Below are 23,946 nucleotides of genomic sequence, written 5' to 3'. Positions count from 1 at the left end.
GCATACAGTCAGCAGCCATCGGGGCCTCCTCGGATCGGCGTCTTCCAACAACACCGAGTCCAGCGAGGCCCCGACCCACACGGGTGGACCCCTACACGCCCCTCATCCCACGATCACGCGCAGTGCCTATCATTTAGTCTCCGTTGCTCGCGCGTCCGCGTGCCTGACCGAGAGATCACCGTCCGACGGCCTTGAACCTTCGAGGCGCGGGAACCAAGCGAAGGAGACTGACAATGGTGAGCACACGACTTCGGAACGGCTTGGCCGTAGTTGCGATCGGTGTGGGGCTGTTCGCCACGCTCGGCGAGTCCTCGACAAGCGACCACAACGCGACCAACAACGCCCCAAACGCCAATGCAGGCACGGGAGCATCAAGCGACGGCGAGGGGGGCGGCGAGTCGAGCGCCAGTACGCCTGTGCCCATCGGCACGGCCAAGACCGTGGCCAAGGGCTGGGACTTGAAGGTCAACTCCGCCAACCTCGATGCCGACGCGGCCCTTGCGGCGGTCAACCAGTTCAACACACCTCAGCCCGGCACCAAGTTCGTCCTCATCAACGTCTCCCTGACGAACAACTCCGACAAGCCAGCCTCCCCGCTCACCAACGTGAAGATGTCGATGCTGCCCTCGTCGGGCGTCGCGGTGGACTCAACGTCATGCATGGTGTCGGCACCGGACATGCTCGACCCGATGGCGCAGATGCAGCCAGGTGCCACCGCAACCGGCAATGTCTGCTTCCAGATGAAGCCCGAGGACATCGCTACCAGCCTGTTCCTCGCTGAACCGCAGTTCACGATGGACAAGGTCGAGGATCAGGTGTTCTTCGCCATCACTTGAGGGCCGGGGCTTCGCTTTGCGCTTCTGCGGAGCGGGTTCGCATGACCCTGTGGCCGACCCAGATCGGCAGGCAGAGCACAACGAGAGCAAACAGGTCGGTCCTGTCCTGGACCAATCCAGCGCGCCCGAGTGGAGCGAGACCGTCGCCCCGCATCGCCGAGCCGAGCGAGTCAACGGGCCACAGCACGATTCCCATCACCGTTCGATACACCTCACCCGCGGGCGATGATGTCTTGATGAGCGTCATCGCCACGCCCACGATCCCCGTGGCGATCCACACGGCCCGTTCGGAGAGTTCCCAGGCACGCCGTCGAACGATCCACCGCACGCCCTCGGCCACTGAGACGAGAAACAGCGGGAAGTAGACCAGACCGGCGAAGTCAGACAACTTGCCGCTGACATCGCTCGGGTAGTTCACCTTCAACACCCTGTCGTTGACGATGACTACTGCGAGCGCGACCAACGCGACCGGGTGAAGCAACAGGTCCCCTGGGGACCTTCGTTCGGGTCCCTGTGTAGCCGGAGTGGCCATGGTGAGAGCCTCGCACGCTCGCACGGGTTGAACCGAACTCCGCCTTGGCGACCCTATCGCCTCTCCGATGGCCTCGGCATCGGTCCCGGCGGCCACCTCATCCAGGCCCTCCGGCGACAACGGAACTGGCATTCTGTTGCTGTTCTTGTCACACCCCCTGGGGATGATGGAGCCATGAACTTGGTCGCCATCCCCGCCCCGCTCGCCACCACCGATGCCCCGCTTGAGGCCGTGCTCGGAGCCTGGCTCGCCTCGTACCCCACCGCCTCGACCCGTGACGCCTACCGGCGCGACGTGGTGGGCTTCCTCGCCTTCCTCGATGGGTATGGGATCGACCTCCTCAAGGTGACGCGCCAGGTGGTGGATGCCTACTCCCGTCACCTTGAGGCCGAGGGCAAGGCTCCAGCCACGATCGCCCGTCGCCTCGCCTGCCTCTCATCGCTCTACGGGTACCTGGTCGATGAAGGCGCACTCGCCGTGTCACCCGTGGAGCGCGTGAAGCGGCCGAAGGTGCCCAGCGAGTCCCCTCGCCTGGGCCTGGACCGTGATGAGGCCCGCGCCCTGCTCGATGCCGCCGCCGAGTCGTCGCCCCGAGATCACGCCCTCATGGCGCTCCTGCTCGGCAACGGTCTGCGGATCAGCGAGGCCCTGGGCCTGGACGTGGACGACCTCACGACCGAACGCGGCCACCGCGTGGCCAGGGTGGTGGGCAAGGGCAACCGGGCGCGCCTCGCACCGCTCGCCCCTCGGACCATCGAGGCCATCGAGGACTACCTCAACGGCCGCACCATCGGCCCCATCTTCGTCACAGCCTCTGGGCGACGCCTCGACCGGGTGCAGGCTCACCGCATCTTCCGCCGCCTCGCGAAGGCAGCAGGGATCGACAAGACCGTTTCCTGCCATTCGGCGCGGCACTCGTGGGTGACTATCGCCCTTGAGGCCGGAGCGCCGATCCACCGGGTGGCCGACGGCGCAGGCCACGCCTCGGCGACGACAACGCAGCGGTACGACCGCCAGCGCCGCCGCCTCGAAGGTCACCCCGCGTACCTCGTGGCCTCCCACCTCGCCTGACCTGGTGGACTCTCTGAGCAGTCCGCTACGACTTGAAGCAGCGAGCAGAGATCGCGATGGCCAGTACCGGGCACCCGCCTCCGTCGCCTCGTGTGAGCCGAGGCTCCAACTTGGTCAGGTTCGTGGTGGTAGTGGTGCCGAACTTCGTCTCCGCTCCCATCTGGATGGCCAGTTTTCGGAGGTCGTCCTGGGTGCGAGTGATGATGGCGGCTCCGTCGATGATGCCTGCGGTGTAGAGCGCTCGGTAGGCCCCAAGGTCACGGTCGAGGTTTCCGTCCTTCGCGTTCCACTCCACATCAAGGGCAACGCGACCCTTCACGTTGTCCACCTTGTAGCCCTCGTTGTAGACCTCGGTTTCGACCGTTCGGACTCTCTTCTCGCCTGCTGGCCCGTACGGCTGAATCTTGAGGGTCGAGACGATCCGCGTGTCGTGGCGTCCCTCACGCCAACCCAGCCAAGCAGTCCCACTGCTATCTGTGGGTCCCGAATGCGCTCGTGGCAGAGGGCCTGCGAGTGATGGAGGCGTGGGGCTTCTGCTACAAGTCCATGCTCATCTGGCACAAGGTCCGAAAGGACGGAGGTAGCGACGGCAGAGGTGTTGGCTTCTACTTCCGCAACGTCACCGAGCCTGTCCTGTTCGGCGTTCGTGGTCGGCTTCGCACCGGAGACGCAGGTCGTCGTCAGGTCAACCTGTTCGCCACCAGAAAGCGCGAGCATAGTCGCAAGCCCGATGAGTTGTACCCGATCATCGAGGCGTGCAGCCCTGGTCCGTACCTTGAGATGTTCGCCCGCTACCCGCGAGAAGGCTGGACAGCATGGGGCAACGAGGCCGCAGAGGACATCGTGCCGAGAGGCCGACAGCACAAGGGCTACTCGTCGTAGGCGCTACCCTCTCCTGGGTGCACTGGTTCAACGAGGACCGGCTCCACAGCCACTGCGACGACGTCCCACCAGCAGAGCTCGAAGCAGCCCTCTACGCTGCCCAACAGACCCGCCCCGTCGGGGTTGGAAACCAATAGCCCGAACCTCCATCAGACCCAGGGCGGTTCAGGCAGGCGAGCCGGAGCGTCTGTGCGCCCGGCTGACGCCGGAGGAGCCACGCCTCGAGTGCGGACGCAACACCGAGCATCTTCAGGTCTGGACGGTGCTCCGTGGCGGCCCTGGCGAGCAGCTGGGCTCCGATGGATGTGCGATGGGCATCCTCGCTTGCCGAGGGGTCTGCAAGCGAGGCGCTGAGGAACCGAAATCCGGTCGAGCCGCACCAATCGTCGTAGGAGTCCTGGTTGAACTCCCAGCCGATTGCCTCGCCGCGGAAGCGTCCGCCCGGCGCGCTGTTCTTCCACACTGAGACGTATTCGATCCGCGACCGGTAGAGGTCGCCCGGGAGGCCGAACGTCGCCGAGTTCCAGACGAGGCGCGAGAGTTGGAACAGGCGCAGCGCGTCCAACGCAGCTCGTACCTCATTGATGGCGCTGTCGATGTCTCCGCCCGGAACTTCGGCGATCGAGCCCTCCTTCGCGGACCCGAGGATCTCGAACACGTGGCCGCGGATGAAGTCATCCTTGACCTCGAACGGAGGCGTATCACGGATGAGTGCCTCGCCTGCCGAGCCTGGGTGCAGCGTGACTCGCCCGACGGCCCATGGCCGTGGCACCTTCAACCCTTCGACCGGGATCAGATAGCGGTCGGGAAGCTGCCGGTCGTCCTTGCTGGTCACAGCGAGAGTCTTCCTCAGCAGGGTTCGCTCTCGGCGACCAGATCTCCGCAACCGGGTGGCGGTGTACGGCGAGTGTGCGTACACTTGCGCCATGGCAACGAAGGCAGAGACACGGGACGAGCGACTCCACCTGCGGCTCTCACCGACCGATGACGGGCTTATCAGGGCGGCGGCCGAAGCGTCGCACCTGTCGATCACGGAGTTCGTCGTGCAGGCCGCACGTGCATCCGCTGCCGAGACGCTGGCCGACCGCGACCACGTTGTGCTCGATGCCAAGACGTGGGACGCCCTGGAGCGCCGTGTGTCCCGGAAGGGTCGGCGCAACGCCAAGACCGCCGAGCTGTTCGAGCGCCCATCGCCGTTCAAGAAGTGAGCGGCGGCTTCACGCCGATCGAGCCGCTGAGCGCCGATCATCGGCTCGACTACTTCGATTCCGGCGAACCGGAGCTCGACGAGTGGCTGGTGCGACGAGGGTTGCGCAACCAGCTCGCTGGATTCTCCCGCACCTACGTCACGACTGACGGTGTCCGGGTCGTTGGCTACCACTCGGTCTCGGCCTTCGCTGTGCTCCGCTCGGATGCGACTGGCCGTGCTCGACGTCAAGCGCCGCGGCAGATCCCCGCGATCCTGCTCGGCCGCCTCGCCGTCGATCGAGAAGCTCAAGGCCATGGTCTTGGTGCGGGGCTTCTTCGCCATGCGATGGAGCTGACCATCGCCGCGAGCGAAACGATCGGCGTGCGGATGCTTGTAGTCACGGCGTTGCACCCGGGGGCGGTGGAGTTCTACGAACGGTTCGGTCTCTCGCGTTCTCCGACGAACCCGCTGGATCTGATGATCACTGTCGCCGACATCGAGGCGTCGATGTGAACGGCGAAGGTTCGCGGCTCGGTCGCGCGGTCGATCTGGTGTTCTCCGACGTGGCCGCCACCCTTGGCGACGGTGCCGTTGCAGCGCTCTTGGTCGGAGAGTGCGACTAAGCGCAGTCCGACGCGGTGGAACGGACGAATCACGAACTGTTGGACCTCGTCACGAGGAGAGGCGGTGGGTCCTCTACCGACGCGTGGCTCTACCTCCCTGGCGAGCCGGGCAGCACGGGAGTCGATGACCTCGGCGGGCTGTTCGTCGACCTCGTGATCAGCGTGGCCGAGGCGACCCAGGAACTCGTCATGGAGAGCAGGCGATTCTTCGGCGCGGCCTTCCCGGAGTGCCCCGAGCACCCGAACACTCCGCTCTGGCCAAAGATCCGCGGGGCCGACGCGGTCTGGGCCTGCATCGACGGCGGGAGTACTGCCATCCCGATCGGGAAACTGGACGGACGCGTCAAGTAGCCGGGCGAGCTCAACAGATCGGTTCGACGATGTCGGCCAGGATGCTGAAGCCAGGCGGCGTCTCCCACTCTTGGAGATAGGCGCGCACGGTGTACTTGCCGTACTGACGCTGCAGGACGTCCGGAGCGTCGCCGCTAGCGGTCCACCCCTGTTCCCGCCACGCCGGGAGGTACCAGTCTTTGAGGGTGTCGAGGTTGGAAGCCGGTGAGCGCACCCTTCTCCCAGCGGTAGTCCGCAGAACCCTGGGGTTCGGTGGAGGATGTCCCGTTGGCTGTTGAAGTTGCCGCGGGTGGTGGTCCCGGTTGTCATGCGGCGAGGTCTTCGTTGTGGTCAGTGTCGCGTGGGGGTGTGACAGTCTCGGCGTGGCGGGCGAGCGCTGCGACGAGGTGGGACATCTGGGCGTGCCCGCGGACCCGGCGGGACTTTCTTCTCGGCCTCCAGCAGGCCTGCTGCGCACCACCGTCGGCGCATGTCGCCCTCGTCGCGCCAGCGCTTCACGTTGCGGGTCGTGGTGTGGGCGATGCCGATCATCGACTCGATCATGTTCGTGCACACCAGCGTGCGGGCGAGTGTGCCGTCGATGCCGAGCCGGCGGACGGTGAACATCTGGTGGAGGCCTTCGCGCAGCGAGCCGGCTGCGTCGGGGTGAACCGCCCTGGGTCTGATGGAGGCTCGGGCTATTGGTTTCCAACCCCGACGGGTCGGGTCTGTTGGGCAGCGTAGAGGGCTGCTTCGAGCTCTGCTGGTGGGACGTCGTCGCAGTAGCTGTGGAGCCGGTCCTCGTTGAACCAGTGCATCCAGGAGAGGGTGGCGAGCTCGAGCTCGTCGACGTTCTCCCAGGGTCTCGGACCCACAACACCATCAGGATCTGCATCATCACGACGTCACGCACGGCACGCGCTGACGGCGCCACCTCGCGCTTCTTGGCGGCGTAGTAGGTGCTCGCAGCGATCCGCAACGCACGGCAGATCGGCCCGACTCCGAGCTGGTCCCGATGCTCGTCGATGAACCCGACGATCACTTCGATGGGCGGTCGAGCTCCGCCTGGGCGAAACACGCCGACGCCTTGCGCAGGATCTCGTTCGCTCGGCGCGTCTCGCGCAGCTCCTGCTCGAGCGCCTTCTTCTCGGCCTCCAACTCGCGGACCCTCAACGCTTCCGGCCCGGCCAGTCCGTCGACGACACCGCGTTCACGGACCCACTTGCGGACCGACTCGACGCCGTAGCCCAACTGGGCAGCGACCCGCTGCACCGTGCCGTGCTCGGTGCCGAGCTCCGCACGGAGCTGGCGCACCAGCCGAACAGCCTGATCCCTCTCCGCCTCGCTGCAGCGACGCGTCGTCGGCTTCCCTAGCGACTTCTCTCGTGGCATGACACCACCCTCGTTTCCAAGGTCTGGAGCCTCCAACGAACCCAGGGCGGTTCAGTTCGAGTCGTTGGTCGAGACGCACGCGACGAGCACGATCGACCGGAACTGGAACTACCTCAACCAGGCGCTCCAGCACGGCGTGCGGTACCGGACGATCAAGACCAACCCGGCCGCCGACTGCTCGTCACGAACGAGATGTGCCCCCACGAAGGAAGCACTCGACGCTGCGGGAACGGGCGCGGTGGATGCGACACACGAAACGTTCGCTCAGCTGGACCGGTTGCTCGTCACCCTGCGCTGAGGGGAGCAGCGGCGGACGCGTCCGCCGGATGCCCTGAGCAGCACTTTTCGACCACCCTGGGCCTGATGGAGGCTCGGGCCATTCGTGTTCAACTCGTCGACCGTGCACAGGCGCTCCGTCGGCCTGGTCGCAGGAGGCTGGAAGAGCCGAACCGACCGGTGTCCGATGAGGACGCGTCCAGCCGGCCCACGTCGGGACCGAGTCACGGTGCCTCGATCGCCAACCAGCTCAGGACGTCGTCGATGACCGCGTCGGTGCCAGGCTCGTCGATGATCCAGTGCCCGTGGTTCGGGTAGAGGCGTGGCTCGACCCCGTAGTGCTGCGCCGTGTGGCGCACCTGTTCCGGGGCGATGATGCGGTCCTCCTCGCCACCAGCGACGAACACCGGGACCTGGATCGCTCCCGGGTCGATGGCGATCGCGCCCGTCAGCAGCGCTTGGTACACGAGACCAGACTCCGGGGTGAGCCGGGCGTGGATCGCCGGGCGGTCGGACTCCGGGACGCGGTTCAGGGCGAGCACCGAGCACGTGTCGTCGGGGAGCACGAACGGCGCTCCGCTCATGATCGTCGGCGTGAGCGGAGCGAAATACGCCAGGGCGATCTCCTGGGCCGTCAACGCCTCCGGCGGTGCCGATGCCAGCAGGACGATCGCACCCGCCCGGCCGAGCTCGGCCAGCCGCTGCGCCACCAAGCCGCCGAGGCTGTGGCCGACCAGGATCGGTGGGCGGTCGAGCGAGCCACTCTGCCCGAGCGCGTCGAGCACGGCGACCGTGTCCTCCACGTAGTCGTCGAAGGTCAAGCCCTCCGCCTGCTCCGGCCCGACCCCGGCACGGCCCCGCCGGGCAGGAGCCCAGGTCTCGTGGCCGGCAGCGGCCAGACGTTCGACCCAGCGGCCGAGCGAGAGGTGATCGGCGAACGCGCCGTGGAGGAGCACCACGGTCCGACGACGGGTTGCGGACGGCGCAGGCTGACCGCGCAGCGCGGGGAAGCCAGCGATCGTCGCGGCGCAGCTCGCGCTGCTGTTCGAGGTGGTGGTTCGGGTGTTGGCCGTGTGTGCTCCTTCATCGGGTCGACCGGGCCGATCGCGGTCCTGATAACTTGTAAAGGATGTTGACAAAGTATGTCAAGGGGCTTGCCTAATGTCCTCCTTTGCGACACTGTCGTCTGCGGAGATCCGCGCCCACCGGGAGACCGTACTGCTCCGCATCCTCATCCGCACCGCCCAGATCGAGACGAACGAGCTCGTCCGCCGGCTGCACGACCTCGGCCACGAGGCAGTTCAGCCGAGCCACATCGGTGTGCTCGGCAACATCGACACCGAGGGCACTCGGATTGCCCGCTTGGCCAGCCGCCTCGGCGTCACCCGCCAGGCGGCCAGCCAGATGGTCACCGAGCTCGAGAGACGCGGGTGGGTCGAGCGCTCACCGGACCCCGCCGACGGCCGCGCCGTGTTGGTGCGGCACACCGCGAAAGGTCGCACGATGTTGCTCGATGCCCTCGAGCAGATGGACGACATCGAGCGCGGCTACGCCGCCACCATCGGCTCGAAGAAGATGCGCCTGGTGAAGGAGTCGCTGGTCGCCATCGCCGAGGCCGCGGATCCCGACAGCGCGTTGGGTCGCTGACCATCGGATCCCACCGGCGCCGTCACGACCGCGGAACGGCAGCCCCCTCGCCCCTACACTCACCGCGCGATGCGGGCTGAGGGCGAGCGGGTGCTGGCGGCGTGGCCGTTCGTCGGCCGGCAGGAGGAGCTCGAACGCCTCCGCCGCGCCATCCGCGCCGGCACCGGGGCCACGGTCCGCGGCGCCCCTGGGGTGGGCAAGACCCGCCTCCTCGACGAGGCGCTCGGCAGCGACCGAGGGCCCGTCCACCGGGTAGCGGGCATCGCAGGTCTGCGCGACACCCCCCTCGGTGCGCTCGCTCCCCTGATCGGCCCCGCGGTCGGTGAGGCCGCGTCGTCGACCCTCGAGGAGCTCCTGCGAGCCAGTCACGGCTCATCCCCGATCCTGGCGGTGGACGACGCCCACCTCCTCGACCCGGTCTCCGCCGGTCTCGTGCAGCTCGCGGCGATCAGCGGATGGGCCACCGTGCTGCTCACCGTGCGGCGTGACGAGCCCGCCCCTGCCTCGCTGGAGCGCCTCTGGGCCACCGGGCCGGTCGAGCTGATCGACCTCGGGGAGCTCGCCGACGACGACCTGATCTCACTCATGAACGCCGCCCTCGGCGGGATGGTCGAGCGAGGGACCGCGGAGGTCTTGCTGCGATCCGCGGCGGGCAACGTCCTCTACTTGCGGGAGTTGCTGGCCGGATCGATCACCGGCGGCGCCATCGCCCACGACGACGGGGTGTGGCACCTTCGTGGCCGCCTGATCGAGACCCCGACCCTCCAGGACCTCATCACCGCCCGGCTGGGCAGCCTCGACCACACCGCCAGGGAAGCCGTGGAGCTGCTGGCGGTGTCCGGCAGCATCCCTTCGGACCTGGCCGCGGACCTGATCGACCCCGAGGTGATGGCCCGGCTGGAGCGGGACGCGCTGGTGGGCTCGCGGATCACCGCTGGTTCGGTGACGGTCGATCTGGCCCACCCGCTGTACGGCGAGGTGGTGCGTAACGGTCTGTCCGCCCTGGCCCGCCTGCGCATCAGCCGCCGGCTCGTGCGCACCGCGGTGCACGCACCTTCGATGCCCCCCGGCTTCGACCTACGCATCGCCCGTTGGGTCGTCGACGCCGGCCCCGACGACCCCGACCTCACCACCGAGGACCTCGAGCGGCTCGCCCGGCGCGCGGTCGAAGTCGGCGACACCCATCTCGCCGCAGTCCTGGCCGAGGCGGCCTTCGACCGCGGAGCGCCTCCCTCGGTGGCCGCCTTCGCGAGCTGGTGCCGGGGCGAGGACGGCGAGCACGACCGCTGCGAAGCCCTGCTGGCCCGAGCGTACGAGCGGGCCGCGGATGGTGAGACCGAACCCTTCGAGCTCGCATCCGTGATCGTGGAATGGGCCAGCCTGCGCTGGTGGGTGACCCAGGACCTGGGATCAGCGCTGAAGCTGCTGGACCGGGCCCGAGCGTGCGGCGGCGACGGCGCGGCCCTCGCCGACGCCCAGCACGCCATGTTCGAGACCCTCGACGGCCACAGCGCACGGGCGATCACCCGGGCCCGCCCGCTGACCGAGCATCCGAACGACGCGGTGGCCGCGGTCGCCGCCGGAGCGATGGGTCCCTCCCTCTCAGCGACCGACCAGCCCGTGCAGGCGCGGCAGATCGCCGCGGCGGGCTTCGAGCGCTGCCAAGTCGCGATGCTGAACCTCCCGGGGATCGCCGGCGTCCACGTGGTCAGCATGGTGTTCGCCGAGCTGGTCGACGGCGACATCGCGGCGGCCACGGCGTTCTCGGAGCTGCTCACCTACGGGGCCGTCCGGCAACCCGCCCGGCAGGCCCGGGCGTGGTCCACGTTGATGTCGTCCATGGTCGGCCTACTTGCCGGCCGCCTCACGGCGTCCTTCGAGGCCGCCCGGCAGTCCGACGTGCTGTGGCGGGACACCAACATCCCGGCGATGGCCCGCTGGGCGGGTATCCAGGCCGCGCTCGCGGCCCTGGAGCGGGGCGACCTGCTCACCGCCCGCGCCCAGATGGAACGCCACCGAGGGATCTGTCCCGACGGCTTCCGTCTCCTCGAGCCCCGCTGGCACCAGGCAGCCGCGCTGCTGGCGTGGCGAGAAGGCGACCTCGACCGAGCGCTCGCCGCGGTGGACACCGGAGCGGAGGTCGCCCGAGCGGGAGGCGCGACCCACGCTGAGCTGGAGTGCCTGCACCTGCTGGCCCGGTGGGGTCTGCGGTCGCAGTCCGCAGCCGCATCCGACCACGTCGGGTCACTGACGTTGGGATCGAGACTGTCCCGGGTGCGGGCCGACCATCTGGCTGCGGTCGCCGCCGACGACGCGGAAGCCCTGGCTGACGTCGCGGCCCGCTTCGGCGAGCTGGGCCTCCCGATCCTCGCCGCCGAGGCGTGGACACAGGCGTCCGAGTCGTTCCGGGTCACCGGACGCTCCCGGCAGCACCTCAACGCAGCCACCCGGGCCACCGAGCTGCTCGACGCCCTCGATCCGCTCGATCGGCCGCCTGAGGCCCGGGGCCGGCGGGCTGAGCCACCAGTGCGCATCTCCCGCCGAGAGCGCGAGGTGGCCCGCCTCGCCGCCGACGGGCACACCAACCGGGAGATCGCCGAGCAGCTCTGCCTCTCCGAGCGGACGGTCGAGAACCACCTCTACCGGGTGTTCGCCAAACTCGGGATCCGCTCCCGCCGGGAGCTGAGTGGGGCGCTCGACGCCCGCCGGCACCGGAATTGAGTACCTGCCACTCATGACCGGCCGCCTCCGGCGTGATCCTCTCGGGCCGTGGTCGATGTGGTGTCGATCTGGAGCCGCGCCCGGCGTGACCGTGCGTACCGGGAGCTCCTCCTCCGTGAGCCGAGCACCGCGCTCGCCGGGCTCGACCTGAGCGACGACGAGCTCGCGATGCTCGACGTCGCGGTTCGGGCTCTCGACCCGGCGCCCATCCCAAACGTCTTCGAGCTGGCGAACACCGACGCGGAGCCGCTCGGCGGGCAGGAGGACTCCGACGAGCACCAGGCCACACCCCTGCACCCGCAACGAAAGGACCGACCGTGAAGACCCGCACCCTCGCCCTGCTGATCGCCGGCTCGCTCGGGCTCGCCGCCTGCTCGGGCTCGAGCAACTCCTCGTCATCGACATCCACGACCTCGTCCTCGAACACCGCCGAATCGGCTGCGTCAACCTCAGGTGGTTCGTCCGGCGGGTCGGAGTCCTCTGCCAGCTCGCGCGACCTGTGCGCCGAGGTCACAGCAGCGGAGGTGGCGAGCCTGCTCGGCGAGCAGATCGTCGAAGCGAAGCCCGTCTCCTCGGGCAGCCGTGCCGAGACCGGGTTCAACGGCCCGAGCTGCGCCTACACCACCGCCAACGGGCTGGGCGGGGCCCAGGCCGAGACCATCTCCGCCGAGAAGTACACGGCGATGACCCGTGACTCCATCACCCCGGTCGAGGCCCTGGCCGGGCTCGGTGACAGCGCCTTCGTCGCCAAGGACGTCACCGGCCAGTCGGTCATCCGGGTCTTCACGGCGAAGGGCGACGACCACTGGTTCATCGAGATCTTCCGAGGCACCACGCCGGACAAGGCGACCCAGCTCGCCGAGATGATCCTCGGTTGAGCTCGACTGGCCTGCCCGGCTGGCCGGGGGGTGTGTCGGGGGGGTCCCCGTCCACCCGCATCCCGCTCGACCAGCCGGGCGCCTTCACCTGCGCGAAGCTGCTCGGCATGACCTTCGACCTGCTGCTGCGCAACGGCACCGTCGTCGACGGCACGGGCGCGCCAGCCCGGGTCGCGGACGTGGCCATCGTCGGTGACCGCATCGCCGCCATCGGCAAGCACCTCGACGGCTCCGCGGCCCGGGTGATCGACTGTGAGGGGCGGCTGGTCACCCCCGGCTTCGTCGACGGTCACACCCATCTCGACGCCCAGTTCGGCTGGGACCGCGACGCCACCTCGAGCTGCTGGCACGGGGTCACCACCGTGGTGATCGGCAACTGCGGCGTCACCTTCGCCCCGGTGCGGCCCGGTTGGGGACCGTGGCTGGCGGAGCTCATGGAGGCCGTCGAGGACATCCCCGCCTCCGCCATCCATGCCGGCCTGCCCTTCACCTGGGAGGGCTACGACGGGTACCTCGACTGGCTGGGATCCGAGCCACTCGGCGTCAACGTCGGAGGCCTGGTGGGTCACTGCGCGCTGCGCTCCTTCGCCATGGGCGACGACGCCCTCGACGACCGCCCACCCACCGACGCCGAGCTGGCGGTCATGGTGCGAGCGCTCGACGAGGCGATGACCGCCGGAGCGCTCGGGTTCTCGACGTCGCGCACGCTGCGCCACACGGTGCCCGACGGCCGCCACGTTCCCGGCACCTGGGCCCACCCCCGGGAGCTGCTCGTGATGGCCGATGTCGTGGGTCGCCACCACGGCATCATCGGCTGCGCGCCCCGCTTCGACGGTGAGGGCCCGGCCGAGCCCCGGGTCGAGAGCGAGCTGGCCTGGATGCGCGAGGCCAGCCTGCGCTCCGGCGCCCGCATCACGTTCAACCTCACCAACACCCGGGCACAAGGCGACCACTGGCGCCTCGCCATCGCCCTCGCCGAGCACGCGAACGCCGCCGGCGCCCAGATCCGCCCGCAGACCACAGCCCGGGGCATCGGGGTGTTGTTCGGTCTGGCCCATCACACACCGTTCGACCACGACCCCGGCTGGGAGCGGCTGGCCGGTGCCACGATCGACGAGAAGCTGGCCGCGTTCCGCGATCCCGCCACCCGGGCCACCCTCATCGCCGGCGCGGCGGAGAGATCCAGCGCGGGTGCCCTGCGGGAGTTCTTCGTGGTGAACGCCCCCGACGGCAGTGCCCGCTACGACGCCGACCCGGCCCGCAGCCTCACCGCGGAGGCGGAGCGTCGGGGCGTGAGCCCGCTCGAGGCCTACCTGGACCTGTGCCTGGAGACCAACGGTGCACTGGTGCTCGCCTGGCCCATCCTCAACCAGGACCTCGGTCCGGTGCGCGAGATGCTCGAGTGCCCGACCGTGGCCATGGGTCTCGCCGACTCCGGAGCCCATGTGGGCCAGATCCTCGACGCGTCACAACCGACCTGGTGGCTGTCGTACTGGTGCCGCGAGCTCGGCGCGTTCCCGATCGAGGAGGCGGTGCGGCGCATCACCTCCGACACCGCGGCGCTGTTCGGGCTCGACGACCGGGGGGCGCTCCGGCCGGGCGCGCCCGCCGACGTGAACGTCATCGACTTCGATGCGCTCCGCATGCCGCCACCCACCTTCGTCCACGATCTGCCCCATGGGGCGGGGCGCTGGGTGCAGCGCAGCGAGGGCTACGAGCTCACCATCGTGAACGGGGTGGTCACCCTGGAGGACGGTGAGCACACCGGGGCCCGCCCGGGCCGGGTGCTGCGGCCATCAGCCACACACGGCGGGTGAGCTGTCGCCTCGCCCGTGGCGGTGAACAGGTCGCCGCAGAGCAAGGTAGAGGTGGCCTCCTCGAAGAAGACCCCGGCGTCCCACCCATGGAGGAGGTGGGGGCGCGACGAGATAGCGCAGCGACTTGCCACCCTGGTGCAGCACCTCCCCGTCCGCGAGTAACCGGGCGGGCGATCAGCCAGGTCGTTGACCGACACCGCGCAGCCCAGGGTGCCGAATGCCACCTCGGCTCGCGGCGCGGCCGCCAGCCACTGGTTCATGGCACCGCACTCGTCGGCCTCGGTGTGACCGAAGCTGATCCACCGGAGCCGCTCGATCGGCACCACCCGGCCGAGGGCCTGCGAGGTGTTCGGGAAGAGGGCTCGCATCCCGCAGTGGAACAGCAGCGGTTCCTCGGCGTTCACGAGGATCTGGTTGAAGGTCATGCCCGCATCGGGCACGTAGGTCGACATGCGGTAGATGTCGGGGGCGATCTCGTCGATGACGGTTTCCATGTGGATCCCGAGGGCGCGGAGCCGGGGGTGGCGCTGCTCCAGCACCTCCACGGCGAGGGCGCAGCTCTCGGCCGGGGGCTCGAAGCCCGGGATGGTGCGCTGGAACAGGAGCTGGTAGCGGACGGGGTCGGCGGTGCAGAACCGGATGAACCGCTGGAGGTGACCAGCGATCGAGCCGATCGGATCAGCCGCGTCACCGTCCGCGTTCGACCCCGCGGCCCTGCCGGTCACCCGGCGGCGGGCCCACCACCCGATCGGAGCGAGCATTGTTCGCACTTCTGACACTGTTCGTATTTCCTGACACTGTTCGCCAGTGTCACATCGACGGCATCTGATGTCAACCGGGAGAGCGAGCCCACCGGATCAGCCGGCCCGACTTGCGGCGTGCCGGCGGTAGACGCCGAGGCCCGCCAGCGCACCCAGCCACAGCAGCTGGGCCTGAGTCGGCGCGACCAACGCGACAGGCACGGAGAAAACGAACGCCGCCGGGGGGATGAGTGCCAGCAGGCGGCGCTCCCGCAACTCGCCGGTGGGGATCTCCGTCGACACCAGCCGATGACCCGTCGTCACGTACCACAACAGTGCGGCCAGGCTGGCGCTGGCCGCCCCGGCCGCCAGGGCGAAGGTGATCGTGGCCGCGGGATACGAGTCGTAGGAAGACAGCACGAGCGTGGCGAACGGCATCACCGCCACGAACATGAGATGCACCAGGTTGCCAGCCCGCAGCAACCCGTCCTCGCGCTCGACGATCAGGAACTGTCGGTGGTGGAAGTGCCAGAGCAGCCCGACCACCGCGAAACCGGTGAAGTAGCCGATCAGGTCGGGATGGAGCATCTCGGCCAGGAACCGGTTGAGATCGTCGTTGCTCTCGATCGCTCCCTGTGGGGGTTGCAGGTGCAACACCAGCACCGTGATGGCGAAGGCGTAGAGGTTGTCACTGAACCCGAGCAATCGCTCCAGGCGCCCGCTCTCCAGGTAGGCGGCCGCGAACGGGATCACCCGGCCGGCGCGCCGGGCCTCCACCTCGATCTGCTCGGCGCGGCGCAAAGGCTCCTCTTCCTCGCCCGCTCGGGTGAGACCCGGCGTCTCGGGCTCCACCCGCACCACCCCGAGCCGGCGCCGAAGGATGAACCAGCCGACGCCGAGCACCACCCACCCGACGGCCGCCCCGGGCATCCCGAAAACCGAACCGATGGTGGCGACGGCAAACCCCAGCGGCAGCACCGCCGCCTGCCAGCGGTAGGTGCGAACCCATCGCTCGTCGAGATCCGCCGGGATCAGCCGGTGGCGATGGGTCGTGTACCACACCAGCAACGAGCCGAACAGACCCAGCACGAGCGCGGTGAGGTTAAACGCGACGTACGCGCTGGGCAGCTCGTGGTACCGACCGAGCAGCTGCATCGGAAACGGGACCAGCACGACCAGCGACAGCAACGCCAGGTTGATCCACAAGGCTCGTCCGTCTACCCGGACGATCACCTCGAAGAGCCGGTGATGGAGCATCCACGTACTGCCGATCACCACGAAGGCCCCGAGATAGCTCAGGTAGCGAGGCCACTCGTGAACCAGGAAGCCTCTCAGCTCGTCGTTGGTGATCCCCCGCTCGGGCACCACGAACGACAGCACGACGAGGGTGATGGCGACCGCGAACACGCAGTCCGAGAACCCGCGGACCCGGCTCACGTCGTAGTCGGGCCGGTACGACAGGTGGACCCGTTCGGTCGCCGTCACCGCGGCGATGCTAAGCGGCAGGTGCGTGTCTGCTCGCGCAGGCCAGCCTCAGCGGAAGAACGCCCACCAGAGGCTGACCCCGAAGCCCGCGACCGCGAGCAGGACGCTCCCGCCGATGACGTACGGCGAGACGTTGCCGTCCTCGTCCTCGGGTAGGCGTTGCCGCACCCGCTGCAGCAGCCTGCGGGCGAACGGCACGTCCTGGGCCAGCAAGGCGAGGCCGGCCGCCACCGTGATCAGGCCCGGTCCGGGGAGTGCCAGCATCGCCAGCCCGACCACCACCACGACCACACCTGCGGCGACCCGGGCAGCACGCAGGGCGAGGTGACGCTTGGCCTCCTCGATCGTCTCCTCACGCCGTCCCGTCTCGAGCTCCGCCTCTATGGCAGCCTCTTCGAGCGCGCCGAGCTCCTGGCGCAGCTCCTCGAAGCGCGGGTGGTCGTCGTGGTGATCGTCACCCGCGGGTGAAGGCGAACCGCGCACCATCGCCAGGCTACCGAGCTGACCGTGGGACCCGAGGGCCGGCCAGCTCAGAAATCAAACAGCTCATCGAGGAAGCCCCTGCGCTTCCGGCGCCCATAGCCCGGCGGCGGCGACCCCGGTGCACCGTAGGGTCGGGTGGTTACGTACGGCTCCCGCCATCCCGTCGCGGGCGGTGGTGGTGGGAGCGGTGCGCCCGCCGAAGGCGAGGTCGGCGCGCCGGCGGTGTGACTGCGCTCGATGATCTTGTCGAGCTCCCCGCGGTCGAGCCAGACGCCGCGGCAGCTCGGGCAGTAGTCGATCTCGATCCCTTGCCGCTCGGCCATCACGAGCGTGGCGTCGCATCCGGCGGGACATCTCATCGTGCGGTCCTCCTGGCGAGTCGGATGGTGAGCTTGCGGGCTTCCTCGGCCCAGATGACGGTCGACGCCACGGCGGCGCAGAGCAGGAGCTGGCCTGCGGTGAGGGTCTCCGTGGCGAACAGGCTCTGCAGCGGCCCCCAACGCACGGCGAGCAGCTGCAGGACGACGACGATCCCGACGCTGGCCCACAGCCGCCAGTTGGCCAGTGAATACCGGCTGAACACGCTGCGCTCCTCGCGGCGAGCGTTGAAGACGTTGAACATCTGGAAGAACACGAACGTCGTGAAGGTCATGGTCAGCGCCACCGCTCGACCCCATCGGGGCTCGGCGGCGGCATACAGGCCGAGGACCCCGGCGGCCATCACCAGGGCGAGGAAGACCAACCGGGCGACCCGCCGCGGGTCGAGGATGGCCGCCCCGACGGGCCTCGGGGCCCGCGCCATCACGTCACGGTCGGCTGGGTCCACCCCGAGGGTCATGGCGGGCGGGCCGTCGGCGATCAGGTTCACCCACAACACCTGGATCGGGGTGAAGGGCACGGGCAGTCCGAGCAGGCTGGCACCGAGGATGGTGCTGATCGCACCGAGGTTCGTCGTGACCTGGAAGCGCACGAACTTCACGATGTTGTCGTAGATGGCCCGACCTCGCTCCACGGCGCCGACGATGGTGGCGAAGTTGTCGTCGGTGAGCACCATGTCGCCGGCGTCCTTGGTCACCTCCGTGCCCGTGATGCCCATGGCCACACCGATGTCCGCCCGCTGGAGGGCCGCGGCGTCGTTCACCCCGTCGCCGGTCATGGCCACGACCCGATCGTTGGCCTGCAGGGCCTCCACCACGCGGACCTTGTGCTCGGGTGACACCCGGGCGCACACGCCGATGCCGTCGATCGACCGTGCCAGCTCCTGGTCGGACATCGCCGACAGCTCGACGCCGGTCACCACCCGACCCCTGATCCCCAGCTCCCCGGCGATGGCTCCCGCGGTCGAGGCGTGGTCGCCGGTGATCATCTTGACGTCGATACCGGCGCGCTGGCAGCGGGCGACGGCGTCCTTCGCTTCGGGACGTGGCGGGTCGACGATGCCGTACAGCCCGACGACCTCGAGACCGTCCTCCACCCATCGGCTGGGGTCGGCCACCGCGCCACCGTCATCGAGCACCTCCGACGCAGGGAGCGACCTGGTGGCCACCGCCAGGACTCGAAGGCCCTCGGCCGCGAGCCGCGCGTGGTCATCCAGCACCCGCTCGCGCTGGCCCGGACTCGACGAGGAACGCTCGAGCAACACGTCGGGTGCTCCCTTGACCACCAGGGTCACCGACCCGGCGCCTGGCTGGAGGTGGTACGTGGCCATGAACTTGGTACCCGAGTCGAACGGCAACTCGCCGACGCGGGGCCAGCGGGCGCGCTCGGCCGCGACGTCGATACCACGGGCCGCGGCCCCCTCGAGGATGGCGGCCTCCGTGGGCTCGCCGATGGTCTGACCGTCGGTGATCGATGCGTCACTGCACAGCGCGCCGAGGAGCAACGCGTGCGGCTGGTCCTCAGCCACGACCTCTCGAACGGTCATCCGGTTGAGGGTGAGCGTGCCGGTCTTGTCCGTGCAGATCACCGACGTCGAGCCCAGCGTCTCCACCGAGTGCAGGCGCTTGACGATCGCACCCTGCCTGGCCATCTGCGACACACCGAGCGCGAGGGTGACGGTCACCACCGCCGGCAGCCCTTCGGGGATGGCGGCCACCGCGAGCGCCACCGCTCCCAGCGCCGCGTCGCCCAAGGCGTCACCCTGAGCGATACGAAGGGCGAACACCGCGCTCACGGCGACGATGGCGATGAGCGCCAGCCTCCGGCTGAGCGCGTCGAGCTGACGCTGCAACGGGGTGGGTGGCGGCTCCCCGACCCGCAGCAGCGCTGCGACGCGGCCGATCTCGGTGCGCATGCCCGTCTCGGTGACCACCATCTCGATGCGGCCCCGCACCACGGTGGCGTTCATGAACACGCAGTTGCTCCGATCGGCGACCGGGACGTCCCCCTCGGGCAGGGGCGCGGTCTGCTTGTCGACCGGTGTCGATTCGCCGGTGAGCGCAGACTCGTCCACCGCGGCGTTCACCGCCACCACCACCCGGCCGTCGGCCGGGACACGATCACCCGCCTCGAGGAGCGCCACATCCCCGGGGACCAGCTCCTCGGCGTCGACTTCCCGCACCTGGCCGTCGCGCCGCACCCGAACTCGGGTCACCAGCATCTTCTTCAGTGCCGCCATGGCGGAGCTCGCCTTGGCCTCTTGGACGTAGCCGAGCACGGCGTTCAGGGCGAGGACCGCTCCGATGACGATCGGGTCCTTGAGGTCCCCAACTGCACCGGCGACGACCGCGGCCACGACGAGGATGTAGACGATGCCGCTGCGGAACTGGTCGAGGAACCGCAACCACGCGGGACGTACCGCCGGCTCGTCGAGGCGGTTCGGCCCCACCGCGGCGCGGCGGCGATCGACTTCGGCGTTGCTGGGCCCGGTGCCGAGGTCGACCCCGAGCGCGGAGGCCACCGCCGCAGCGTCGAGGGCGTGGATCTCGCGGTCAGCAGCGCGGAGCGTGGGCACGGTCACGCAGGTTCGTCTCCGGTCTCGCGTTCGTTGATCGACCGGAGGTCTCTCCCACCCGCTGGGGGCCGGAACCGCCGGGCAATCGGCAGCGACGTGCCGGTCGGCCGTGATGACGACGGATCCGTGTCGGGGTACTCCCCTCGCTGCTCGACAGTCTCGCAGGACCCGGCGAAGACGACAACCTGAGCACCGGTCCGGTGTGACCGGTGCCGGCGGGCGTGGCACGCTGGCCGCCGTGCCCTCGGTCTCGAAGATCCGCCAACGCCTCACCGCCAGCGTCCAGCAGCTCGACCAGGCCCGCCTGCAGGAGCGCTACCAGGGTCTGGGCCTCACACCGATCGGGGAGGCCCCGCTGCGCGAGCCGGTGCGGGTGGGCGGGGAGATCCAGGAGTCGCGCCTGGTCCCACGCGCTGGCTCCCCGGCCGTTGAGGTCACCATCAGCGACGGCACCGGCCGGGCCACGGGAGTGTTCACCGGCCGCAAGGTTCTCCACGGCGTCACCCTCGGGCGCGGCATGGTCCTGGAGGGGGTGGCTCGCACCGAGCGGGGCCGGCTGGTGCTGCTCAACCCGGCCTACACCTTGCTGTGACCCCAGCCGCTCCGGCAGGCGGCCACGAGCACGCTCAGGTGCCGATGAGCACCTGGCGAACCTGAGCTTCGCTCTCGTCCGTCACCAGCACCACGACTTCGTCTCCCGCGTACAACGTGGTGTCACCCCGTGGCACCACCACGTGATCCTGGCGGAGGACCGCGACGACCGTGGAGTCGCGGGGCAGGTCCAGATCGACGATCTCCTTCCCACAAGCCGGTGAGACGTCGGCCAGGGTGACCTCGGACAAACGGACCCGGCCGCCGGCGAACGACAGCAGGCGTACCAGGCTCCCTACCGTGAGCGCCTCCTCGACCAGCGCCGTGAGCAGGTGCGGCGTGGAGACCGAGAGGTCCACCCCCCAACTCTCGTTGAACAACCACTCGTTGGAGGGGTTGTTGACGCGGGCCACGACACGGGGCACGCCGAACTCCTGCTTGGCCAGCAGGGAAATGACCAGGTTGTCCTCGTCGTCGCCCGTGACCGCCACCACCACGTCCGCGCGACCCGGCTCGGCCCGGACCAGCTCGGAGATCTCGCAGGCGTCGGCCTGGAGCCATTCGACGCCCGCCGGCTCACCGGCGGAGCGGGCCTGATCGACTCGGCGGGGGTCGACCTCCACGATCAGCACCTCGTGGCCCGCCCGGTGCAGCTCCCCAGCGATGTAGGTGCCCACGTTCCCCCCACCCGCGATGACCACCCGCATCACCGGCCACCTCCATTCGGCCCGGCTTCGAGGTGCTCGTCGAACCGGTCGATGCCGTCGCCGGCACAGGTCGCCCACACCACATCGCCGTCCTGGAGCACGAAGCCCGATTCCCCGAGCATCGCCTTGCCCAGGCGGGTCACGGCCGTGATCCGGGCAGACCCAGGCACCTCGAGTGCTGCGACCGGTTGACCTGCCCACGCCTCGGGGACCGAACGCTCCACGAGGCACACGCTGGCCGACGGATCGACCCACTCGACGTTCGGCGAATCGGGAAGCACACGACGTAGCACCCGGTCGATCGTCCACTGCACGGTGGCCACGGTGGGGATGCCCAGCCGCTCGTAGATCGCGGCGCGCCGCTGGTCGTAGATGCGGGCCACCACCCGCTCGATGCCGAACGCCTCCCGGGCCACCCTGGCCACGACGATGTTGGAGTTGTCACCGCTCGTGACCGCCGCCACCGCGCCCGCCCGTTCGATGCCGGCTCGCTGTAGCCGCTCCCGGTCGAACCCGACCCCGACGACGGTGGCGCCGCGGAACCCCTCCGGGAGCCGGGTGAACGCCTCCGGACGGCGGTCCACGACGGCGACCGAATGGCCCTCGTCCTCGAGCGCCGCGGCCAATCCTGACCCCACTCGCCCGCATCCGACGACCACAACGTGCACGGCTACCTCCTCCGGTGGCCACGCCCGCACCGCCGGGCGATGGCACGCCGGCGCATCCTAAGCCCCGCCCTCGTGGTGCTCCACCCTGGCGGCCTAACCGACCGCGAACTCGGCCGGCTACGACTTTTCCTGCCGGCGCCCGACCGGGCGTAGATTGCCGACGACCCCCGGACGGCGGTGACCGGAAGACCCACGCGGAGCGCCGATGTACTCAGCTCTCAAACGCCTGATCGTCGGTCCTCCCATCGCGAGCACCGAGGAGGCGCACACCCGCCTCGGTCGGCCGACCGCGCTGACGGTGTTCGCGTCGGACGCCATCTCCTCCACCGCCTACGCGACGGAGGAGATCCTGCTGGTCCTGGTTCCCGTGGTCGGCATGGTCGCCCTGAACAGCCTGGTGCCGATCTCCCTCGTCGTCGCCCTCCTGCTGACGATCGTGATCACCAGCTACCGGCAGACGATCTACGCCTACCCGAGTGGAGGCGGCTCGTACGTCGTCAGCCGGGAGAACCTCGGTGTGCTCCCCTCGCTCGTCGCCGGCGCGTCGCTGCTCGTCGACTACATCCTGACGGTCGCGGTCTCGGTGTCGGCGGGGATCGCCGCCATCACCTCCGCGTTCTCCGAGCTGCTCCCGTACCGGGTCACGCTCTGCCTCATCGCCATCGCGGTGATGACGCTGGCGAACCTCCGTGGCGCGAAGGAGTCCGGCAAGCTCTTCGCGCCGCCCGTCTACACCTACATCGTCAGCCTCGCCCTGCTGATCGGCTACGGGCTCTACGAGATCTTCCTGCGGGACCTGCCACCCATGGAGGAGAACGTCTCCTCGCTGGTCGAGCTGGCTCGACAGCACGGGACCGCCATCGGCTCCGATGGCCTCCCGATGTTCAGCAGCCTTGGCATGCTCCTGCTGTTGCGCGCCTTCTCCTCGGGTGCGGTGGCCCTGACCGGTATCGAGGCCATCTCCAACGGTGTCCCCGCCTTCAAGAAGCCCGAGTCGCACAACGCTGCGACGACCCTGATCGCGATGGGGCTCATCCTCGGTACGGCATTCATGGGATTGTCCGTAGTGGCTCACAACCTCAAGCCCACGGTGAGCGAGGAGGAGACCCTCCTGTCGATCATGGGCCGCTACCTCTACCTCGACGGGCCGAGCAGCATCGGGGACCTGGGCAACGTCTTGTACTACGTGCTCCAGTTCTCGACCTTCGCCATCCTGATCCTCGCGGCCAACACCGCCTTCGCGGACTTCCCGCGGGTGTCGTCGATCATCGCGGGTGACGGCTACCTCCCCCGGCAGCTCACCAACCGCGGGGACCGGCTGGTCTTCTCGAACGGCATCATCCTGCTCGCCCTGGTGGCGGGCATCCTGATCGTGGCCTTCGGTGGCGTCACCAGCGCCCTGATCCCCCTCTATGCCGTCGGGGTCTTCACGGGCTTCACACTCTCGCAAGCGGGCATGGTGCTCCACCACCGGCGGGTGCGCGAAAAGGGATGGCGACGGAACCAGGTGATCAATGCGGTCGGCGCCCTGGCGACGTTCGTGGTGCTCCTGGTCGTGGTGGTGTCGAAGTTCGCGATCGGCGCCTGGATCCCGGTGCTGCTGATCCCGATCATCGTCACGATGTTCAGGGCCATCCACCGCCACTACGTGCGGGTCGCCACCGCCATCTCGGTCCCCGAGGGCTACCGCTCGAAGCGCCACCGCCACACCGTCATCGTCCTGGTCGGCCAGGTGCATCGCGGGGTGCTCGATGCCATCACCTATGCGCGATCCCTCGCGCCCGACCGGCTGATGGCGGTCACCGTCGTCCACGACGAGGAGCAGCAACAGCGCCTCCAGAAACAGTGGGAGGAATACGACATCCCGGTTGAGCTACGCACCATCTACTCCCCCTACCGGGAACTGGCGGGGCCGGTGATGGCGTTCATCGACGAGCTCGATCGGGAGTGGCCCGACGACATCATCACGGTCGTGGTGCCCGAGTTCGTCCTGAGCCACTGGTGGGAGCAGCTTCTCCACAACCAGAGCGCGCTCGTGTTGCGCACCAGGTTGCGCATGCGGCCGAACACCGTTGTGACTGCGGTGCCGATCCACCTCTACGAGCGTGCGGAGGAACGGTACTGA

Annotated in this window: 26 protein-coding genes, 3 pseudogenes and 1 other annotated feature; of the genes and pseudogenes, 14 read left to right on the top strand and 15 right to left on the bottom strand. The window is 69.1% G+C overall.

Translation table 11 applies throughout. The features are described from left to right. The first annotated feature begins 233 nt into the window (after positions 1-233). Positions 234-836: a DUF4352 domain-containing protein gene (locus tag HZF19_RS10820; RefSeq protein WP_208028789.1), complete on the top strand. Its 603-nt coding sequence runs from the start codon at positions 234-236 to the stop codon at positions 834-836. Here HZF19_RS10820 and HZF19_RS10815 read toward each other — a convergent pair. Next, entirely contained in the window at positions 829-1,254 is a 426-nt protein-coding gene (locus HZF19_RS10815; RefSeq protein WP_208028788.1) for a hypothetical protein, read from the bottom strand. The genes HZF19_RS10820 and HZF19_RS10815 overlap by 8 nt on opposite strands. A gap of 288 nt (positions 1,255-1,542) precedes the next feature. Between HZF19_RS10815 and HZF19_RS10810 the strand changes: the two genes are divergently transcribed. Beyond that, on the top strand, positions 1,543-2,439 hold the full coding sequence (locus HZF19_RS10810) for a tyrosine-type recombinase/integrase (protein ID WP_208028787.1): 897 nt from the start codon (positions 1,543-1,545) through the stop codon (positions 2,437-2,439). A gap of 25 nt (positions 2,440-2,464) precedes the next feature. Here HZF19_RS10810 and HZF19_RS10805 read toward each other — a convergent pair whose 3' ends face one another. Next, positions 2,465-2,842: a BglII/BstYI family type II restriction endonuclease gene (locus HZF19_RS10805; RefSeq protein ID WP_307781205.1), complete on the bottom strand. Its 378-nt coding sequence runs from the start codon at positions 2,840-2,842 to the stop codon at positions 2,465-2,467. A gap of 65 nt (positions 2,843-2,907) precedes the next feature. On the opposite strand from HZF19_RS10805, the pseudogene HZF19_RS10800 reads away from it, so the two are divergent. After that, a pseudogene (locus HZF19_RS10800) lies at positions 2,908-3,321 on the top strand (MT-A70 family methyltransferase); the annotation flags it as partial. 91 nt (positions 3,322-3,412) lie between these two features. Here the strand turns inward: HZF19_RS10800 and HZF19_RS10795 are convergent. Beyond that, a complete protein-coding gene (locus HZF19_RS10795; protein ID WP_208028785.1) occupies positions 3,413-4,156 on the bottom strand; it encodes a hypothetical protein in 744 nt (247 codons plus the stop codon). A 91-nt stretch (positions 4,157-4,247) separates the two neighbouring features. On the opposite strand from HZF19_RS10795, the gene HZF19_RS10790 reads away from it, so the two are divergent. From HZF19_RS10790 to HZF19_RS10780, 3 genes are all read left to right on the top strand, one after another. After that, positions 4,248-4,529, top strand: a complete 282-nt coding sequence (locus HZF19_RS10790) for a type II toxin-antitoxin system TacA family antitoxin (protein ID WP_208028784.1) — start codon at positions 4,248-4,250, stop codon at positions 4,527-4,529. Beyond that, positions 4,526-5,023 carry a GNAT family N-acetyltransferase gene (locus HZF19_RS10785; RefSeq protein ID WP_208028783.1) on the top strand — a complete coding sequence of 166 codons (498 nt, stop codon included), beginning with the start codon at positions 4,526-4,528 and terminating at the stop codon, positions 5,021-5,023. Before HZF19_RS10790 ends, HZF19_RS10785 begins: the two co-directional genes overlap by 4 nt. A gap of 125 nt (positions 5,024-5,148) precedes the next feature. Beyond that, positions 5,149-5,484, top strand: a complete 336-nt coding sequence (locus HZF19_RS10780) for a hypothetical protein (protein ID WP_208028782.1) — start codon at positions 5,149-5,151, stop codon at positions 5,482-5,484. Positions 5,485-5,494: 10 nt separating this feature from the next. Here HZF19_RS10780 and HZF19_RS10775 read toward each other — a convergent pair whose 3' ends face one another. The 4 genes and pseudogenes from HZF19_RS10775 to HZF19_RS16395 form a co-directional block, all read right to left on the bottom strand. Then, entirely contained in the window at positions 5,495-5,698 is a 204-nt protein-coding gene (locus HZF19_RS10775; RefSeq protein ID WP_208028781.1) for a hypothetical protein, read from the bottom strand. A 91-nt stretch (positions 5,699-5,789) separates the two neighbouring features. Further along, a pseudogene (locus HZF19_RS16400) lies at positions 5,790-6,132 on the bottom strand (IS256 family transposase); the annotation flags it as partial. 29 nt (positions 6,133-6,161) lie between these two features. Then, positions 6,162-6,338 (bottom strand): hypothetical protein, encoded by a 177-nt coding sequence (locus HZF19_RS10765; protein WP_208028779.1) that lies wholly within the window; start codon positions 6,336-6,338, stop codon positions 6,162-6,164. Next, positions 6,335-6,855, bottom strand: a pseudogene (locus tag HZF19_RS16395) (transposase family protein); the annotation flags it as partial. The pseudogene HZF19_RS16395 and the gene HZF19_RS10765, both read right to left, overlap by 4 nt. Continuing rightward, positions 6,428-6,544 (bottom strand) — a sequence feature (AL1L pseudoknot). Its footprint overlaps the pseudogene before it by 117 nt. 64 nt (positions 6,856-6,919) lie before the next feature. Between HZF19_RS16395 and HZF19_RS10755 the strand changes: the two are divergent. Then, the gene (locus tag HZF19_RS10755; RefSeq protein WP_208028777.1) at positions 6,920-7,153 is read left to right on the top strand and encodes a hypothetical protein; all 234 of its coding nucleotides are present in this window, start codon (positions 6,920-6,922) and stop codon (positions 7,151-7,153) included. Between the two features lie 202 nt (positions 7,154-7,355). Here the strand turns inward: HZF19_RS10755 and HZF19_RS10750 are convergent, their stop codons facing one another. Further along, positions 7,356-8,090, bottom strand: a complete 735-nt coding sequence (locus HZF19_RS10750; RefSeq protein ID WP_307781204.1) for an alpha/beta hydrolase — start codon at positions 8,088-8,090, stop codon at positions 7,356-7,358. A 202-nt stretch (positions 8,091-8,292) separates the two neighbouring features. Here HZF19_RS10750 and HZF19_RS10745 point away from each other — a divergent pair, with 202 nt between their 5' ends. The 5 genes from HZF19_RS10745 to HZF19_RS10725 all read left to right on the top strand — a co-directional run bounded on the left by HZF19_RS10745 (position 8,293) and on the right by HZF19_RS10725 (position 14,194). Next, complete coding sequence (locus HZF19_RS10745) at positions 8,293-8,778, top strand: MarR family winged helix-turn-helix transcriptional regulator (protein WP_208028775.1); 486 nt, start codon at positions 8,293-8,295, stop codon at positions 8,776-8,778. A gap of 69 nt (positions 8,779-8,847) precedes the next feature. Beyond that, positions 8,848-11,499, top strand: a complete 2,652-nt coding sequence (locus HZF19_RS16390) for a helix-turn-helix transcriptional regulator (protein ID WP_235979828.1) — start codon at positions 8,848-8,850, stop codon at positions 11,497-11,499. Between the two features lie 48 nt (positions 11,500-11,547). Beyond that, positions 11,548-11,820 carry a hypothetical protein gene (locus tag HZF19_RS10735; RefSeq protein ID WP_208028774.1) on the top strand — a complete coding sequence of 91 codons (273 nt, stop codon included), beginning with the start codon at positions 11,548-11,550 and terminating at the stop codon, positions 11,818-11,820. Further along, positions 11,817-12,377, top strand: a complete 561-nt coding sequence (locus HZF19_RS10730) for a DUF3558 family protein (RefSeq protein ID WP_208028773.1) — start codon at positions 11,817-11,819, stop codon at positions 12,375-12,377. Before HZF19_RS10735 ends, HZF19_RS10730 begins: the two co-directional genes overlap by 4 nt. Beyond that, entirely contained in the window at positions 12,374-14,194 is a 1,821-nt protein-coding gene (locus HZF19_RS10725; RefSeq protein WP_208028772.1) for an N-acyl-D-amino-acid deacylase family protein, read from the top strand. Before HZF19_RS10730 ends, HZF19_RS10725 begins: the two co-directional genes overlap by 4 nt. Here HZF19_RS10725 and HZF19_RS10720 read toward each other — a convergent pair. The 5 genes from HZF19_RS10720 to HZF19_RS10700 all read right to left on the bottom strand — a co-directional run bounded on the left by HZF19_RS10720 (position 14,089) and on the right by HZF19_RS10700 (position 19,855). Then, the gene (locus HZF19_RS10720) at positions 14,089-14,955 is read right to left on the bottom strand and encodes an oxygen-binding di-iron domain-containing protein (protein ID WP_208028771.1); all 867 of its coding nucleotides are present in this window, start codon (positions 14,953-14,955) and stop codon (positions 14,089-14,091) included. The two genes, HZF19_RS10725 and HZF19_RS10720, sit on opposite strands and share 106 nt — an antisense overlap. 96 nt (positions 14,956-15,051) lie before the next feature. Further along, entirely contained in the window at positions 15,052-16,419 is a 1,368-nt protein-coding gene (locus tag HZF19_RS10715; protein WP_208028770.1) for a TMEM175 family protein, read from the bottom strand. A gap of 48 nt (positions 16,420-16,467) precedes the next feature. Beyond that, the gene (locus HZF19_RS16900) at positions 16,468-16,902 is read right to left on the bottom strand and encodes a PGPGW domain-containing protein (RefSeq protein ID WP_208028769.1); all 435 of its coding nucleotides are present in this window, start codon (positions 16,900-16,902) and stop codon (positions 16,468-16,470) included. A 47-nt stretch (positions 16,903-16,949) separates the two neighbouring features. Beyond that, positions 16,950-17,261, bottom strand: coding sequence for a TFIIB-type zinc ribbon-containing protein (locus tag HZF19_RS10705; RefSeq protein WP_208028768.1), 312 nt, complete (start codon positions 17,259-17,261; stop codon positions 16,950-16,952). Next, positions 17,258-19,855, bottom strand: a complete 2,598-nt coding sequence (locus tag HZF19_RS10700) for a cation-translocating P-type ATPase (protein WP_208028767.1) — start codon at positions 19,853-19,855, stop codon at positions 17,258-17,260. The genes HZF19_RS10705 and HZF19_RS10700 overlap by 4 nt, the downstream gene beginning before the upstream one ends. 238 nt (positions 19,856-20,093) lie before the next feature. Between HZF19_RS10700 and HZF19_RS10695 the strand changes: the two genes are divergently transcribed. Then, positions 20,094-20,447, top strand: coding sequence for a single stranded DNA-binding domain-containing protein (locus HZF19_RS10695; RefSeq protein ID WP_208028766.1), 354 nt, complete (start codon positions 20,094-20,096; stop codon positions 20,445-20,447). Positions 20,448-20,481: 34 nt separating this feature from the next. On the opposite strand, the gene HZF19_RS10690 is transcribed toward HZF19_RS10695, so the two are convergent. Further along, a complete protein-coding gene (locus HZF19_RS10690) occupies positions 20,482-21,153 on the bottom strand; it encodes a potassium channel family protein (RefSeq protein ID WP_208028765.1) in 672 nt (223 codons plus the stop codon). Next, the gene (locus HZF19_RS10685; RefSeq protein ID WP_307781203.1) at positions 21,153-21,821 is read right to left on the bottom strand and encodes a potassium channel family protein; all 669 of its coding nucleotides are present in this window, start codon (positions 21,819-21,821) and stop codon (positions 21,153-21,155) included. The genes HZF19_RS10690 and HZF19_RS10685 overlap by 1 nt, the downstream gene beginning before the upstream one ends. Before the next feature lie 205 nt (positions 21,822-22,026). On the opposite strand from HZF19_RS10685, the gene HZF19_RS10680 reads away from it, so the two are divergent. Further along, the gene (locus HZF19_RS10680; protein ID WP_208028764.1) at positions 22,027-23,946 is read left to right on the top strand and encodes an APC family permease; all 1,920 of its coding nucleotides are present in this window, start codon (positions 22,027-22,029) and stop codon (positions 23,944-23,946) included.

The organism is Rhabdothermincola sediminis (assembly GCF_014805525.1).
GTDB lineage: Bacteria > Actinomycetota > Acidimicrobiia > Acidimicrobiales > Acidimicrobilacustridaceae > Rhabdothermincola > Rhabdothermincola sediminis.
This window is presented reverse-complemented; position numbering and strand designations above follow the sequence as displayed.